Below are 14977 nucleotides of genomic sequence, written 5' to 3'. Positions count from 1 at the left end.
GTCTCCTGGATAGTTATAATGTAGAGTTGAATTATCTATAACCATTTAAAAAAGGATCTTATAATATAATATATAATATAGATACGGGATTATCTTTTATGGTATCGTTAATGTTTTATTATGAAAAATTGGTTCAGAAAATTCTGTGAAGTAACCCATTGGCCTATATATTTTAGGATATTGGGCGTGAAGGGGGTGTGGCGCCTACGCCCGTAATAGTTAAACTGGGGGAATAGAATTGTACGTACCTTGTTGATGGAGGTAGAATATATGTCCGTACTTGAGTTAAACGGTGTAATGGTGGAAATTGACGAGGATGGATTTCTTTTGGACCCAGCCTCTTGGAGTGAAGATATTGCCAGAAGTTTAGCCGCTTCTGAGGGGATCGATGAGCTAAACGAGGAGCACTGGCGGGTGATCGCATTCCTTCGTAATTATTATGAGTTAAACGAGGTTGCCCCGAATTTATCCACGCTTTGCAAAGAGGCCGGCTGTACTTTGAAGCGGATATACCAGCTGTTCCCCGCGGGGCCCGCCAAGGGAGCCTGCAAGCTGGCCGGCCTGCCGAAACCGAGAGGTTGCATCTGAAATTTTTTATTGATAATAAAGTAAGGAGTGGATGGCAGAGTGTCTCAAAAATCTCTCTATCAGGAACGGGGAATAGTCACCTATAATCAAGGTAAGGTAAAGCCTGGCCACGACTTTATTGTTGATGAAATACCGCTGACAGTATATGTAAATGATAATGAACTGGCTACTTTAATCTGTTCTTCAGGCGCGTTTAAAGAATTGGCGATAGGTTTTTTAATCAACGAAGGAATAGTCAAAAAATATTCTGATATAAAGGATATTACCTTTAATGAAGATGATGGTTTGATGTGGGTGGAAACTACTGCGCCGGTGAAGCAAACCGAGACATTTTTGAAGCGGCAAATTGCCAGTTGCTGCGGCAAGGGGCGGGCATGCCTGTACTTCGTCAATGATGTTACACAAATGGAGCCGGTAAAGTCCACCAAGCAGTTTGCCGCCTCTCATCTGTTACATTTGATCGGTGGACTGGAATATGGATCTGAAACCTACAGCAAGACTCACGGTGTGCATAGCGCGGCTATGGGCGATGATACAAAGTTGCTGTGCATGTTCGACGACATCGGCCGCCACAATGCTGTGGACAAGGTTTTAGGTTATGCCTTATTGAACCATTTGGCGCCTGATGACAAGTGTTTGCTGCTGAGCGGGCGTGTGTCTTCGGAGATTCTTATTAAAGCCGGCCACAGCGGTATACCCATAGTAGTGTCACGCGCCGCGCCCACCAGCCTGGCGGTGGATTTAGCCGACGAGTTCGGCATTGCTTTAGTGGGATTTGCCCGTGGTGAGAAGATGAATGTCTACAGCCATCCCGAAAAGGTGATTATGTAATACTGAAGATTATATGTCCAAAATAAGGTAATGAGGCCTGAGTAAAACTTTATCCAGGCCTCATTTATTTTTATTAGCGCAACATTTAAAAAGAAGTTAAGTTTTTTAAAGGATATAGCTTTAAAGTAGAACTCCTCTTTTTGCATTCTATAACTCCTTAAATTAGTTTAGTAAAATAAACTGCACCATATTTTATGCAAACATGTTGCGAATACTTCATAAATATTCACACAAAGGAAAGGACCTGGTCAGCAAGTGCCAGGTCCTTCTTTATCGTTTACAGGGCCGAACATGAGCCGCGTTGTATGCCTAAAGGTCGCCGAATGCGATTTGTTCGGATTTGCAAAGATTAGACAGGAAAGACCAGTTGCTGAACAAAATAGTCCTGGAACTCGGGCAGGAAAGACAACTCTTTAATTTTTATCCTTTGGCAAATGTCCTGGACCTCCCGGGTAGCGTCTCTGTTAATTAGTACATTCTTGGCTCCTTCTTTGGCGGTGTTGCCGACAAAAATTATTTTGTCCCGCATCTCGGCGGGCAATAAACCTATAGCCGACAAAGAGGCAGGTTTTAGATGATACCCGAAAGCTCCCGCTACTAAAACTTGTTGGACCTCCTGACAACTGAGGTTCAATTCTTTTAACAGCAAGGCGATACCGGTTGCGATGGCGCCTTTGGCCAATTGGACTTGCCGGATATCTTTTTGAGTCAGGAAAACCTGCCCATCTTCCGAAACAAGAAAAGCCCGCTGACCCTGGAATTCCACCAAGCGGCCTGCTAACGCCGCCGGTATGCGCTCATTTTTACTAAACCGGCCACTTGGCTCAATGACCCCAACCCGTACCAGTTCACCCACCAGGTCTATCAGGCCGCTGCCGCAAAGGCCGATAGGAGTAGCATTGCCAATAGTCTTGAGATGCACATCTCCCTCATCGAAAATCGAAACAGCTTCAATAGCTCCACCCTCAGCCCGGCACCCATGAGAAATGTTCATTCCCTCCAAGGCGGGACCGGCGGCGGAAGAGGTGCCGGCGAGAAGACCGTCTTTGAGGGCGACGATTTCCCCGTTAGTGCCAATATCAATAAATAAAGAAGGTTTCTGGAAATGGTGAAAGTCAGTGGCCAACAGACCCGCGACGATGTCGGAACCGACGAAGGCAGAAGCTGAGGGGAGGAGGGTTACCACCCCGCCGGGAGCGATTTTGATACCAAGAGGACCGGGACTGACTTCCAATTGATCGATAAAGACGGGCCGATATGGCGCGATGGCCAGGGAGCGGGGATTGACACCCAAAAGTAGATGAAGCATCGTTGTGTTGGCTGCCACAACAATTTCGTAAATTTCCCCGCAGGTAACTTTCTGAGTGCCGCAAAGAGATTCAATAAGTTTATTGATCCCTTTGACCACTTCTGATTGGAGGATTTGAGCCCCGCCGGCCTGGCTTGTCGCGTAAGAAATCCGGGTCAGAACGTCTCCGCCGAAAGCTATTTGTGGATTAAGGCTAGAACACGTTCCGAGGTGTTCCCCGGATTCCAGATCCGTCAGTTCGGCTACAATACTGGTAGTCCCAATGTCCAGGGCTATTCCAAGGCATTTTTTCCCCCGGCGGTAACGCAGGTCCAGGAGTATGTTGTTTCGCACAATAGCTTCCGAATAGTTGCGCTCCGTCAGATGTTCCTGTGCCAGAGCCCGCAAGAAGACGGGCAACCGTTCCGGAGAAATATGCTTCGCGTGACTCAAGTCAAGGGTCTCCCAAAGGGTCTTTCTTTCTTCCCCTATTTTATGGGGTGGAAGAACGAGCTTTCTGATCAGGGGGTTAATCTTTCCCCCTTTGTTTTGTCCGTCCGTGACGGTCTCGAAAGTTTCCTCCTTGCTTTTCAGCAGATCTACTTGGGCAGGCCCGAAAACTCTGGCCTGACAGGCTAATCTGATTCCTTCATCTGCCAGCGCGCCCAACTGCTCCAATTCTTTCTCTTCAGGGGCGTTTAAACTGCCGCTTGCCCTAAGCCTGCATTTCCCGCACTTTGAAAGGCCGTCGCAAGGCGCCTCTAGGCGTAGTCCAGCCACCCGGGCGGCCTGCAGGAGGCTGGAGCCCTCCTGAACCAGAGCGGTTTTCCCTTCCGGCTGGAATATCACCTCGTAAAAACCTTTACTCATGTCTTACCTACCTCCAGGATGTTATAACATCGTAAGCAGCTTTAATCGCTTTCGGGGAAAGCCCTTTGTACAGTCCGCCCGAGGAACCGAAAATATAGCCCGGGAAACCGGCCCATTCTTTTAATAGGTTGAGGACCTCGTTTTTTACCTCAGTGTCACTTTTTAGTCCGGCCTGCCCTTCAAATTCGAAATTCCCCCAAAAAACCCAGTTCTCCAGGCCTTTCCCGCGAAAACTGCCGGCTCCGATTCCCACCGATGGTTGCAGGCCGTGAATTCCCCAAAATCCCGCTTTACGGAGGTGGACAATAAGTTCCATGATGATTCCATCCGAGTGAAAGACGCATGGTACGTGCCGGCTGCCGATTCCCCGCAGTAATTCGGCGATAAGAGGGAAATACTTTTTTTCGAGGTAAGAAGGGGAGATCAGGAGACCCCGGTCGCCAGCCAGGTCATCCGCCGCAATAATTCCGTCACAGCCTGCTTCCAGGGCTGCAGTGGCCGATCTGACGCTGTTCTGAATAATTTTGCTCATGATCTCCCGGGCTTCCCAGGGTTTCTTTACCATCAGGCGGCTAAACCCCAGCCAGCCCAGTTTCCTGTTGAGGTATGTTATTGGACCCGTTATAAGGCCAAAAATGAAATACCCGGTTTTTGCCCAGGTCCTCCAAAGAGATGAATTCATTTCAGGCTGCTCAATCGGCAGGACCACCAAATCCGTGTTTAAATAAGCAAGAACAGTTTGGATGTCGGGGCGGCGAAATTCTTTTACGATTTCCGGAGTGATCAAGATCTCGCCTTTGGGCGGGCGATCTAAATGGCTGCCCTGGAAAGCAGCCCACACTCTCTTACGGCCGGTCATCATTATTTAGCCCTTTCACCGCGCCGGTAAGAGTCCTTAAATTATTTAAAGGGGTTTGCAGGCTGATGCCGCAGGCGGGGGATATGATCTCAACACCACAGTCAAAGCTGTTTTTAACCGCCCTGGCAATTCTATCCGGGGTGCCCTGGTGCAGGAGTTGGGTGCTGATGTTGCCCATCAGAGGGAAACCTTCAAGTTCTTCCTTGGCATGTCTCATGTTTACCAGGGAATCAAAACTTAAAGCGGCTCCTTTGATCTTGTTTAATTCAGCCAGGAGTACCGCGGCGTCGCCACAGATGTGGACGATGGCGCCGGCTCCGGCCGCCCGGATTTCTTTTACCAGGCGGATCAGGCAGGGACTGACGAACTCCCGGAAATTTACGCCGCCCAAAATTTCCCCGGTAGCCGTAGGGTCGGCGATGGTTATCACATCGGCCCCGGCGGCAATCTGCATGCGGGCGTAGCTGATCAGGTATTCCGTCAGATAGCTAAATAAAAGGTGTATGTCTTCCCGTTTCTTGCGCATCAGCCGGAAAATTTTCATGGGATCGATAACCGAGGTGGCCAGGCTGACCGGACCGGTCAGGTTGCCGATAACAGGAGTTTCAGTGTTTCTCCGGGCTAAAATGCTGATAGCTTCCAGGACAACCGGGAGCCGGCCTTCCTTTTGCGGGTCGGGGAAGGGATGCTCTGTAATATCAGCCGGTTCCCGGGCCGCGTATGCTGTTACACTCGGTTCCACCGCCGCGTCACCGAGGTCCACTACGCTTCCCAGGGGTTCCGCTTCCACCGTCATGCAAAAAGGCACGCCCAAGTTCTCAAAACCGGTAGCTCTCCGGATTTCCTCGGCTGTTTCAGCCATGACCAGGGGATCTGTATGAAAATTACCCTTTGCTTTCCGGAGTATCTCTGTGGTAGCCGCGCTCATCATCCCACCGGGGCAGATAACCGGTGGACGTTCTATTTTCTTTCCGGCCAGACAACTCAATAATCTTTCTTTTTCCGTCATCTTCTCACTTCCCAAACTATTTCGAACCGGCGCGCTTCCGCCGCCAAGTCTTACTCATATCTACCGAAATCCCTGGCGGCTTGTAGCATCGCGTGGACATTCAACGGGGGCGTAAGGGCCGGCAGCGCGCAGGCGGGCATTAGAATAAAGCCGCCGGGATGGTATTTCATTTTTTCGATCACTTGCCTGGAAGCCTCATATACTTGATTGGCGGAACCGGTCTGCAGCAATGTTGTGTGGACGTTCCCTCCGATGATATGGTCATCTCCAAGGGTACAGGCAAAATGTTCGATGTCTGCTTCGTGTCCGAGGTGGAAAACTGTTCTCGGGGCCAGAGGAATTTCTCCAGTCCAATAAGGCAGGTTGTTTGTATGATCGCCGCATAAATGAACTATCCATTTTTTTATACCTTTATCCAACAGCTTTTGGTGTATTTCCTTGATATAAGGCAGGCTGAAGTTTGCAAAGTCACGGTGCGAAATTAAAGCATGGCATTCTAAAGGGTAAGTTGAAAAGGCGGCACAATTTAGAGCCCCAAACTCAAAAATATACCTGTCAGCGATTGTTAACAAGAAATCCGTTGCCAGGCGCAGGACCCGGTGGATAAGTTCCGGCTCTTTCTTAAGCCAGCGCATCATCAGTTCAGGGCCAATAACAGCGCCGGCAATTCCCATAGCTGATCCCGCGGGAATAGATACGCCAAACCCTTTCTCCCAGGCCATTTTAGCGAACCTGAAAACCCTGCTGAATGCGGGAGCCTGATCTAAATCAGGCATCTGCAACTTTTCCACATCCCCAGGCTCCTGTACAGCTCTTTTGCTTAGATAAGGCAAGGATATTTTGGGTGAAGTGGGGAACACCATTTCCCCCCCGAAATCCCAGCCGCTCCAATCAGGTATATTATAGGATGGCGTCCCGTCATATTGATGCAGTGCCAGTGCCCATAATCCTGCTTCCATAGCCTTTTCAGGTTCTAGATAGTAGTCTCTGGCATACATTCCTGAAATGGCGGCGGCGTAAACACTGGCTCCCGCGTTAACCGGGATCCGGTCGAGTCCTTTCCTGGTGAGCAGCGCCTTCATTCGTTCCGCTCTTGTCAACCGGTCTTCACTCATCGTCCTTATCCCCCGGTCGTTATTTTTCAATTTTCACAATGCGGGCCAAAAGAGCCCGGTCAGGCGGAAACCCGCTTACCGGGTCTAAAACCTCACTGTCAGTCAGGATATTGCTATTGGCTTTATCCCAGCCATGTGGCGCGAAGATAACTCTGGGGTCGAACTTTGTGCTGAAACTTACCTTCATCTCGATACTGCCGCGCATCGATTCAACCTTGACTGTCTCACCGTCACAGATCCCCATCTCTTCGGCTTTGGCCGGGTGAACGAGAAGCAGCGGTTCCGGTAGTAATTTGCGCAGCGACTCGATGTTGCGGTAGCGGGAATGATAATAACCTATTGTCCTTGCTCCGGTTGATAATATCAAGGGGTATTTTTCAGCGACCTGCGGACTTGTTAGAGGACTTTCACCGGGCTCCCGGTACACCGGGAGCGGGTCGAAGCCGTAATCGGCTAATTCTTGTGAAAAGATCTCAACTTTGCCCGACAAGGTCTTAAAGCCAGCCTTTTCGTATTTTTTTTCCTCTTTTTCTGAATAAACATAGCCCAGGCCGTTATCCTTTAACTGGTCATAGGACAAACCCAACGGTTTCAACCTGAAATTAAGGGCGTCCACTTCATTCGGCCAGGGAAAGTGCTCCTCATGGCCCATCCGCCTGGCCAGTTCATTCCAAAATTTCCAGTCAGTAATTCCTTCGTCCTCAAGAACCTTGTCGATCAGACTGATGCCCTGCACTCCGTAAGTCGAAGAAGCATCCCTCAGCTCGTAGCGTCCGAGGAAAGTTGCCGCCGGAAGGACCAGATCAGCTAAACGGCCTGTTTCAGTCATGAAGTGATCGATAACCAATAATAACTCCAGACTGGACAGAGCCTCTTTGACTTTGGAAGCGTTTGGCCAGGTTAGCACCGGATTGCTGCCGTCAACGATCATCCCTTTGATGTGATAGGGATCCCCTTTCAAGATCGACTTGTAATAAATGTTTGCCTGGGCTCTCTTTGTATATTTGTGGAAGACAGGAAACTCTTTTTCCCCGATAGCCGGTTTTTTTGCTTCCTTAATGGGAATTTCCAAAGATGAAAGTTTCGCAGGCGGAACAAAAAGAGCCCCCCCTGTTATATCAAGGTTGCCGGTGACAGCCTGCAAAATCGCTAGAGCTCTGGCTGTTTGAAAACCGTTGGTCTGGAGTTCCAGCGAAATGCCCGGTGAAATATTGGCGGGAGATGTTTGGGCAAAAAGGCGGGCAGCCTCTACTATTTTTGCCGCCGGTACCCAAGTGATTTTTTCTGTAATTTCCGGGGTATATTCTTTAACAAGCTCCTGGAGCTTGTCAAAGCCAATCGTCCATTCGGCTACAAAATTCTTGTCATATAACTCTTCGTTAACAATAACATACAGCATCCCCAGGGCCAGAGCCCCGTCGGAACCGGGTCTCTGCTGCAAGTGGATATCGGCGCTGAGCGCCGCCGGGGTAACCGTTGGGTCGACAACGATTAGCCTGGCGCCGCGGGCTCGCGCCTTGTTTATATTATTCATTTGCGGCGGGCAGGCATTGGCGGGATTGTATCCCCATAGAACGATGCAATTGCTGTTCAGGTAATCGGCGGCCGGTAAAATCCCATATGTTATCTCGTTGGCCATACTTTTCGATATGTGGCAGTGACTTCCCGCTGAAGAGCAATTGGGTGTGCCGTAAACAGCGGCAAACCGCTCCAAGTAATTAGTGAATTCTTTCCTGACCCCCGTTTGTCCCACATGAATAGCCAGGGATTCCGGCCCGTAATTTAGCTTTAGTTCCTTTAGCTTGCTTACAATGTAAGCAAAGGCGTCCTCCCAGGAAATATCCCGCCACTCGCCGGGCGCCACCTTTTTAAGCGGTTTTGTCAGCCGGTCCGGCGCGTATACCAATTCTTTCAAAGCCTTGCCTTTGGGGCAAATGTAGCCATTGGTAAATGGATCATCTTGGTCGCCCTTAATACTGGTGATGACACCACCGCTCAGCTCGAGGCAAATCCCGCAGGCGCCGTTGCAAATCCCGCAAATTGTTTTTATCGTCCTGGTTTCGCAATTATTTAGCATAGCTATCATGCGCTTTCTTCAAGAACGAATCGTCAACAACGTTTGCCATCGCTACCGGTTCCTTAATCATACCCACGTCTAAAGCGGATTTTGTAACGGTATCATGGCCTTCTTGAGAAAAGTAACCATCTTTGGACAAGGTAAGTTGGACGTCTTTAATATCGCTAATCAAATCGTCCTTATTTGCATTGGGAAAAAATGGAGATATTTTTTCCGCAATTTCCTCGGGCGAATGAGTGTTTTCCCAATGCATAGCCTTCACTACGGCGTTACTGAATTTTTGAACGGTATCGGGATGGTTTTTTATAAAATCATCGGTTACCTGGACGACATAAAGCGGGAAATCTTTTGAATTGAGTACCTTTTGATGCTGCTGCGGATCAGTAAGATCCACAAGCGGTTTGTAGCCAAGATTAAGAAGCTGAATCTTGGTTATCCCGCTGCCAATGCCGGCGGCGACTTCGCCCTTCTCTAAAGCTCCAATCAAGGATCCCGACGAGGGCAGTGTAACATACTCCACATCCTTTTCGGGATCCAGGCCGCCGTATTTAAGACATGCCCTCACAAAGGCACGCGGTGACGAACCTTCCATGCCGCCTGAAATTTTCTTTCCTTTAAGGTCGGCAAAACTCTTAATGTCTTTACCGACAAACAGGGACCAGGGGTTCTTGTCGGAAGTAGCCATGATCATTTTAGTGCTTTTGCCTTGACCATAAGTCTTCAGCACCTGATCATAACCTGTCAAAGCAAACTGTGAGTCGCCGGCTATGAGGGAGGCAATCACCAGGGGGCCATGACCGCCGCCAAAATCCGAGTAATCAACATTGAGACCTTGTTCGTCAAAGTATCCCAGTTTATCAGCCAGGTAAACGGGGAGCCAGCTTTCTCCCGTGCCGGGTTCTGCTATCACAATTTTTTCTATTTTCTTATCGGTATTTGTTTGTACGGCATTTTTACCGGCGCAGCCGGTAACGTTAGCCAGCAGCAGCATAAACACTGTAATTACAACTATTTTTAATTTCATCAGTCAATCCTCCATATTGTATATTTGTTCTAAACAAGGCGCTTCACTGAACGGACGGGCGCCATTTTAAAACGCGCTTCTCCAGCAGTTTCAGCCCTCCGTTCATAATAGCGATAATCATTGTTAATATTAAAATCGAAGAAAAAACACGTGTTGTATCGTACATGCCGCCCGCGGTCAACACCATCCAACCCAAACCGCGGTTTGATCCGATATACTCGCCGACAATCGCCCCCAAAAGACTTGCCCCGATTCCGGCCCGCAGTCCGGCCATTATCCAGGGCATACATGAAGGGAAAACTACCTTTCGCATGATCTGCCCCTTTGTGGCGCCCATTAACTTGACCGTGCTTATTAAAGAAGGCTCAACACTGCGAAAGCCGGCGTAAGCGCTAAAGAAAACCAGGAAAAACACCGCAAATGTGGATATGAATATCTTTGCTTTAATACCAAGTCCAAACCATAGAATAAATAAAGGTCCTAAGGCAAGTTTGGGAATCCCGTACAGTGCCATGACAATAGGATCAAATATCCCGGCGATTAAGTTAAATTGGCCAAAGATAAAGGCTACTATGATGCCTGCGGCACTGCCTATGACTAATCCCCAAAATGTCTCTTGCAAGGTGATGATAATATGCGGCCATATTTGCCCCGTAACGAATAGTGTTTTTAAATCAAGCAAAATAGCCGAAGGTTTACTAAAGAAAAAATAATCAATTACCCCGCGCCCGGCCAGCATTTCCCATAGCGACAAAACAAAAGCGGCAACTAGGATTGTACCGGTCATGGAGGTTATTCTATGTTTTTTGCTATCTTGCAATATCTAAACCTCCTTTAGGCTCGATAACTTCATCCCGCAAATCATTCCAAATAAGTTTATGTAAATCAAGAAATCGCGGTTCAAAGCGGATTTCCACAGCAGATCTGGGACGTTTCAACGGTATGTCATATATCGCTTTTATCGTTGAGGGGCGGGAAGTCATCAGAATTACGCGGTCGGCCAGCGTAATAGCTTCGGCAAGATCATGCGTAACGAAAACAATGGTTTTCTTCGTCTCTTGCCATAATTTCAGGATATCATCCTGCAGCTTCTCTCTAGTAAAGACATCAAGCGGGCCAAAGGGCTCGTCCATGAAAAGAACTTCCGGGTCCAGAGCCAGTATTCTGATAACGGCAACTCTTTTCCTCATCCCGCCGGAAAGTTCAAAAGGATAACTTTCCTCAAAACCGCCAAGGCCTGCCCGTTGGATTAGCTCTTTGGCAATAACCTTTCTTTTAGCTTTGGTTATTCCCCTGATTTCCAATCCAAGCGCCACATTTTCAATTACTGTCCGCCACGGCAACAGAGCATCGGACTGGGACATGTAACCGATTCTCGAGATGATTCCATTAATAGGTTTTCCCTCGATAAAAACATCACCGGTTGTGGGTTTGATAAGACCGGACATGATATTCAACAACGTACTTTTGCCGCAGCCGCTGGGACCCACGATAGCTACAAATTTGTGGTCCTCTATTTCCAGATTAATATCTTTTAGACATTCGGTCGGTTTACCGTTGGACGAGAGGTACATGTGGTTTATGTCTTTAACTGCCAGTTTGATCTTGGCGGGCTTTTTGTTTAGGGCGGGTGCCAATTCCAGAACATTGTCAGCTCCTTTCACCTGAATCTCACCTCCATATCCTGAAATACTTAAATTAAATCGGCGGATACTTCTAGGCGCATGCTCTTACCTCCAATAGTTCCTTTAACTTCCTGGCCGCAGAGTTGGCGTCAGGGGCGTAAAGGTCCGCGCCAATCTCTTTGGCAAATGCCGGGGAAATAGGGCCGCCACCGATAATAACCAGGAATTCGTCCCGGATTCCACGTTTTTTCAGATCATCTATAACCGTCCTCATACCGTCCATGGTGGTGGTCATCAAGGTGGACATGCCGATGATTCTGGAACCTACCTCCAGGGCTTTTTCCGCGAAATCCTGCAAAGGCACGTTGCGTCCCAGGTCGTATACTTCAAAGCCGGATGCTTCCAGCATGATTTTCACCAGGTTTTTGCCGATGTCATGGGTGTCTCCCTGGACAACTCCGATAACTACTTTTTCCGCGGCCTTGTTGCCATCCACGGGCAGGTGAGGCTGCAACACCTCCAGTCCGGCCGTCAAGGCGTCTGAACAGAGGAGCACTTCCGGGATAAAGTACTCCTGTCGCTCGTATAAGTCCCCTACGACTTTCATGCCCTTTACCAGTCCGCCGTTTATCGCTTCATAGGCCTCAATGCCGAAGTCAATGGCTTCACAGGATGTGTTTCTCGCCTTGTCTTCCTCCATGTCTATTACTGCTTTGGCTAGATCCTGTAAAATTTTCTCCTTACTTTTCAAAGCGCACACCTCTCTAGCTTAAATTCTACTATTTTGATATAGTAAATATAGCATAAGAAAAAGTCATTTTACCAATAAAAAATTTATATCTAAATTGCTATGGTAATAAGATAATTCAATCTAAACGATGGTCACGGAGAATACAAAAAAAAGAGGAGCAATTTGAAAACGTCTCCTCTGTAATCTTGATAATAATTAAACCAAAACCATCATTTTTTGCAATTATACATGAAATTGTAAGTATCCTTTGCCTTCACACAAGTATCATGCTTTCCAAATCTATAACTACTTTGGATTTCATCAAATAATCCATTCCAAGGATTCCGTCAATATCAAATCCATAATCCATATCACCAATTTGTATTTTAAATTTGGTCAATTTTTTGGTGCCCAACTGAATTCTGTCAATATGTTTTTCATACACATATTCTGTTCCGCCAACGCCGCGTATTTTTCTTATGACATCCAAAGGTTCAGGACCTAACCCCAATTCCACTGCAATTTCGGCAGCGATAATTGTGGATGCAGAGCCGGTATCTATCAAAAAATTATCAAAACTGAGGGATTTATCCCTGTGAACAAGTACAACGTCAGTAAACGGCAGCCCATATTTTAATTTTAGATTCATATATCGGCACGCACCCCAATCCATCTTTGCTCGATTATATCCAGTTCAGGACGCGAAGTGTGAACAACATAAAGCTCTCTTTCCCTATGCTTTCGGTGTAATTGCAAATATTGCAACAAAGCCTTATTATTGTCGTCCTGGAAATTGTCAACTACAGTCATTTGAGCTATAATCCTTTTATCCCCTTCTGTATGGGCCTCAATAGCTTCAATGATTACCCACTGATTAGGATATGCTCTTTTTACTTCTATCCATAACATTTTTGAACCCTCCTTTGAGGTTTTTTTCATTTCTTCCCTTATAAAAAGGTAATAGCTATCTTTATTTTCTCAATTTACCCATGGTTCACTAGTCGCATTTTAATTAATTATAACACGTAAGTGAAAATGACAGACACCCTCGGCAACACCACCCAGTACGAATACGATCAGACACAGCTCTATTGGTTGTGAGAATTCTTCAAAACTATTAATAGATATATAGGCGCCCACCACTCGTACCTTTGTATAACGGAATGCCAATATTCCCTGCAACAGATTCAGGGCGGCATGGCTTAAAATAAGGCAATCATATAAAAGCGCGCCCTTTGCGATGCGCTTTTGTATGGTCCATATCAACATTTTTATGATATCTTACCCTGTAGCATCATCTGCTGGATCTCCTGCTGCAACTGGGTAACATTTTGCATCTTGGCGTCACGCATTTGGGTAAACAGTTGACGGATTTCAGGATTGGTTATGTCCATCATATGTTTATTATACATAGACTGCAGCATCATTTCTCCCTGCAGGGAATCTTGCAATTTATCAAGGGTATTCAATAATATTACCCCTTCCATTGTTATTAGTATAAAATAGTTTTTTATACTTTTTCTTCTATACTATACCAAGATTGCTCATCTTCTGGGATAGAGTACTATAATTATTACGGGCGGCCATTTCCATACCTTTAAGCATCTGTTGCAGTTTAGGATCAGTTACTTCGGACAGGTTATGCGCACCCTGATTTTTGGGAGTGGCTGGATTGATCAGTTTTTTCATTTTGGGCCCGTAATTATAAATCTGCACTAGCAGGATCACGATTAGCGCCGCCACTAATAACAATTTTATGAATAGTACGATGCCTGCCGGCTGCTGAAAAAAGGGGGTGAGTTTTTCTGCTTTGTCGATGGTAGCATAGGTACCAGTGACAATTAGAACCACCAGACTGGTCCAGGTCAGAGGAGAAAAATGCCCCGTGGCAATCATGTTGATAGCGCTGGCTTTCGGAGCGCCAAGGTGCTTTAGGGCGGGAGCCACTGCGAATTGGCTATAAATCATACTTCCGATCCAGGTTACCGCAGCTAGAATGTGTAAAAAACCGGAGATAGTATGTAAAAGTTTTTCCACGAATTTTTACTCCTTTGATCCAAAATATCTAATTCATGCTTTCAAAAATATTATCCCATTTCACAGTAGATATATTCTTGGTTCAAAGAATAGTTTTTTAATGGGATTTCTCAGTAATAATGATTCTGTTGACAGGATAAACTTAACGCTTACAGAGACATATTAATATTGCATAACAAATCTGCTGAAGGAAGGGGGTTAATTGGTATGTCCAGAGTAATGAGATGTATGTGCGAGGAGTGTCACTATAACAACAAGCATGAGTGTCACGCTGACAGCATTGAGGTCCGGTCTAGTGGTGACAACAAGGTGGAAACATCGGCCGGGACTTGCTGCCATACCTTTAGAAGCAGAAAGGACGCCAAGTAACTGATACGGCACATGTTTAGCTGCGATACAATAGCTGAATCGCACATGGTTTTACCATTACCAGACATAACACCGAATGTTGCTTGGAAGCTTCTATAATAAATTGATAGAATAATTGGGGTATCTTTTAAAATATTAAGGTGGCTAATAGCCACCTTAATATTTTAAAGTGATATTATCACTACTTGCAGTATTTCTGCATAGCCTCATTAAATAAACGATGTGGTGATATTCATCCCGGATGCTCCTTTCCAAAAGCTCTTTGATGTATGGAGCGCCAATCCTTTGTTGATGATCGCGGTAGGCCACGATGGCAGCCCATTTAGACGCGATGTCGGCCGCCAGCTTGTCGCACACACTATAGCCGTAGTAGACATAAGCGGCATTCCAGTATATTTCTTGGTTGTTCCGGAGCACTCGGGAACGCGGGTCCACACCTAATAGCCTGATTGTTTTCGCCAATAGTTCCATATGGTGCATCTCTACCAAAGATATGCACTCCTCCAGGTCAGTAACTTCTTCATTTATCCCTTTAATTCTTTTTATTATTTTTAT

The 14977-nt window shown here is 46.7% G+C and carries 17 protein-coding genes; 3 read left to right on the top strand and 14 right to left on the bottom strand.

Going from position 1 to position 14977, the window contains the following annotated elements:
* Nucleotides 1-270 precede the first annotated feature (270 nt).
* Both L7E55_RS04890 and fdhD read left to right on the top strand, forming a co-directional pair.
* Nucleotides 271-588, top strand: coding sequence for a TusE/DsrC/DsvC family sulfur relay protein (locus tag L7E55_RS04890; protein ID WP_277442938.1), 318 nt, complete (start codon nucleotides 271-273; stop codon nucleotides 586-588).
* A 39-nt stretch (nucleotides 589-627) separates the two neighbouring features.
* On the top strand, nucleotides 628-1419 hold the full coding sequence (gene fdhD, locus L7E55_RS04885; RefSeq protein WP_277442937.1) for a formate dehydrogenase accessory sulfurtransferase FdhD: 792 nt from the start codon (nucleotides 628-630) through the stop codon (nucleotides 1417-1419).
* A 349-nt stretch (nucleotides 1420-1768) separates the two neighbouring features.
* Here the strand turns inward: fdhD and L7E55_RS04880 are convergent, their stop codons facing one another.
* The 13 genes from L7E55_RS04880 to L7E55_RS04820 form a co-directional block, all read right to left on the bottom strand.
* Complete coding sequence (locus L7E55_RS04880; RefSeq protein ID WP_277442936.1) at nucleotides 1769-3577, bottom strand: ASKHA domain-containing protein; 1809 nt, start codon at nucleotides 3575-3577, stop codon at nucleotides 1769-1771.
* 7 nt (nucleotides 3578-3584) lie between these two features.
* Nucleotides 3585-4439, bottom strand: coding sequence for a uroporphyrinogen decarboxylase family protein (locus tag L7E55_RS04875; RefSeq protein WP_277442935.1), 855 nt, complete (start codon nucleotides 4437-4439; stop codon nucleotides 3585-3587).
* Nucleotides 4423-5445 (bottom strand): uroporphyrinogen decarboxylase family protein, encoded by a 1023-nt coding sequence (locus L7E55_RS04870; RefSeq protein WP_277442934.1) that lies wholly within the window; start codon nucleotides 5443-5445, stop codon nucleotides 4423-4425. The genes L7E55_RS04875 and L7E55_RS04870 overlap by 17 nt, the downstream gene beginning before the upstream one ends.
* Before the next feature lie 50 nt (nucleotides 5446-5495).
* Nucleotides 5496-6560: a uroporphyrinogen decarboxylase family protein gene (locus L7E55_RS04865; RefSeq protein ID WP_277442932.1), complete on the bottom strand. Its 1065-nt coding sequence runs from the start codon at nucleotides 6558-6560 to the stop codon at nucleotides 5496-5498.
* Nucleotides 6561-6579: 19 nt separating this feature from the next.
* A complete protein-coding gene (locus tag L7E55_RS04860; protein WP_277442931.1) occupies nucleotides 6580-8646 on the bottom strand; it encodes a molybdopterin-containing oxidoreductase family protein in 2067 nt (688 codons plus the stop codon).
* Nucleotides 8627-9661 (bottom strand): ABC transporter substrate-binding protein, encoded by a 1035-nt coding sequence (locus tag L7E55_RS04855; protein ID WP_277442930.1) that lies wholly within the window; start codon nucleotides 9659-9661, stop codon nucleotides 8627-8629. The genes L7E55_RS04860 and L7E55_RS04855 overlap by 20 nt, the downstream gene beginning before the upstream one ends.
* Nucleotides 9662-9704: 43 nt before the next feature.
* Complete coding sequence (locus tag L7E55_RS04850) at nucleotides 9705-10481, bottom strand: ABC transporter permease (protein ID WP_277442929.1); 777 nt, start codon at nucleotides 10479-10481, stop codon at nucleotides 9705-9707.
* Nucleotides 10471-11325, bottom strand: coding sequence for an ABC transporter ATP-binding protein (locus L7E55_RS04845; RefSeq protein ID WP_277442927.1), 855 nt, complete (start codon nucleotides 11323-11325; stop codon nucleotides 10471-10473). Before L7E55_RS04845 ends, L7E55_RS04850 begins: the two co-directional genes overlap by 11 nt.
* 52 nt (nucleotides 11326-11377) lie before the next feature.
* Complete coding sequence (locus tag L7E55_RS04840) at nucleotides 11378-12037, bottom strand: corrinoid protein (RefSeq protein WP_277442926.1); 660 nt, start codon at nucleotides 12035-12037, stop codon at nucleotides 11378-11380.
* Nucleotides 12038-12290: 253 nt separating this feature from the next.
* Nucleotides 12291-12665: a retropepsin-like aspartic protease gene (locus L7E55_RS04835; protein WP_277442925.1), complete on the bottom strand. Its 375-nt coding sequence runs from the start codon at nucleotides 12663-12665 to the stop codon at nucleotides 12291-12293.
* The gene (locus tag L7E55_RS04830) at nucleotides 12662-12925 is read right to left on the bottom strand and encodes a hypothetical protein (protein ID WP_277442924.1); all 264 of its coding nucleotides are present in this window, start codon (nucleotides 12923-12925) and stop codon (nucleotides 12662-12664) included. The genes L7E55_RS04835 and L7E55_RS04830 overlap by 4 nt, the downstream gene beginning before the upstream one ends.
* A 362-nt stretch (nucleotides 12926-13287) precedes the next feature.
* On the bottom strand, nucleotides 13288-13485 hold the full coding sequence (locus L7E55_RS04825) for a DUF2383 domain-containing protein (RefSeq protein WP_277442923.1): 198 nt from the start codon (nucleotides 13483-13485) through the stop codon (nucleotides 13288-13290).
* Between the two features lie 55 nt (nucleotides 13486-13540).
* Complete coding sequence (locus L7E55_RS04820) at nucleotides 13541-14053, bottom strand: DUF4149 domain-containing protein (protein WP_277442922.1); 513 nt, start codon at nucleotides 14051-14053, stop codon at nucleotides 13541-13543.
* Between the two features lie 207 nt (nucleotides 14054-14260).
* Here L7E55_RS04820 and L7E55_RS04815 point away from each other — a divergent pair, with 207 nt between their 5' ends.
* A complete protein-coding gene (locus L7E55_RS04815; protein WP_277442921.1) occupies nucleotides 14261-14422 on the top strand; it encodes a DUF1540 domain-containing protein in 162 nt (53 codons plus the stop codon).
* A gap of 156 nt (nucleotides 14423-14578) precedes the next feature.
* Here L7E55_RS04815 and L7E55_RS04810 read toward each other — a convergent pair whose 3' ends face one another.
* The gene (locus L7E55_RS04810) at nucleotides 14579-14911 is read right to left on the bottom strand and encodes a ferritin family protein (RefSeq protein ID WP_277442920.1); all 333 of its coding nucleotides are present in this window, start codon (nucleotides 14909-14911) and stop codon (nucleotides 14579-14581) included.
* Between the last annotated feature and the right edge of the window lie 66 nt (nucleotides 14912-14977).

Origin of the sequence: Pelotomaculum isophthalicicum JI, assembly GCF_029478095.1 — a bacterium.
Taxonomy (GTDB): Bacteria; Bacillota; Desulfotomaculia; order Desulfotomaculales; family Pelotomaculaceae; genus Pelotomaculum_D; species Pelotomaculum_D isophthalicicum.
Note: the sequence above shows the minus strand (reverse complement) of the source record. Positions and strands in the feature narration are given on the sequence as shown.

What these genes read in the sequence shown, in the direction of transcription:
- L7E55_RS04890 (WP_277442938.1), top strand. Translation starts at nt 271, where the DNA reads ATGTCCGTACTTGAGTTAAACGGTGTAATGGTGGAAATTGACGAGGAT.
- L7E55_RS04880 (WP_277442936.1), bottom strand. Translation starts at nt 3,577, where the DNA reads ATGAGTAAAGGTTTTTACGAGGTGATATTCCAGCCGGAAGGGAAAACC.
- L7E55_RS04875 (WP_277442935.1), bottom strand. Translation starts at nt 4,439, where the DNA reads ATGATGACCGGCCGTAAGAGAGTGTGGGCTGCTTTCCAGGGCAGCCAT.
- L7E55_RS04870 (WP_277442934.1), bottom strand. Translation starts at nt 5,445, where the DNA reads ATGACGGAAAAAGAAAGATTATTGAGTTGTCTGGCCGGAAAGAAAATA.
- L7E55_RS04865 (WP_277442932.1), bottom strand. Translation starts at nt 6,560, where the DNA reads ATGAGTGAAGACCGGTTGACAAGAGCGGAACGAATGAAGGCGCTGCTC.
- L7E55_RS04860 (WP_277442931.1), bottom strand. Translation starts at nt 8,646, where the DNA reads ATGATAGCTATGCTAAATAATTGCGAAACCAGGACGATAAAAACAATT.
- L7E55_RS04855 (WP_277442930.1), bottom strand. Translation starts at nt 9,661, where the DNA reads ATGAAATTAAAAATAGTTGTAATTACAGTGTTTATGCTGCTGCTGGCT.
- L7E55_RS04835 (WP_277442925.1), bottom strand. Translation starts at nt 12,665, where the DNA reads ATGAATCTAAAATTAAAATATGGGCTGCCGTTTACTGACGTTGTACTT.
- L7E55_RS04830 (WP_277442924.1), bottom strand. Translation starts at nt 12,925, where the DNA reads ATGTTATGGATAGAAGTAAAAAGAGCATATCCTAATCAGTGGGTAATC.
- L7E55_RS04815 (WP_277442921.1), top strand. Translation starts at nt 14,261, where the DNA reads ATGTCCAGAGTAATGAGATGTATGTGCGAGGAGTGTCACTATAACAAC.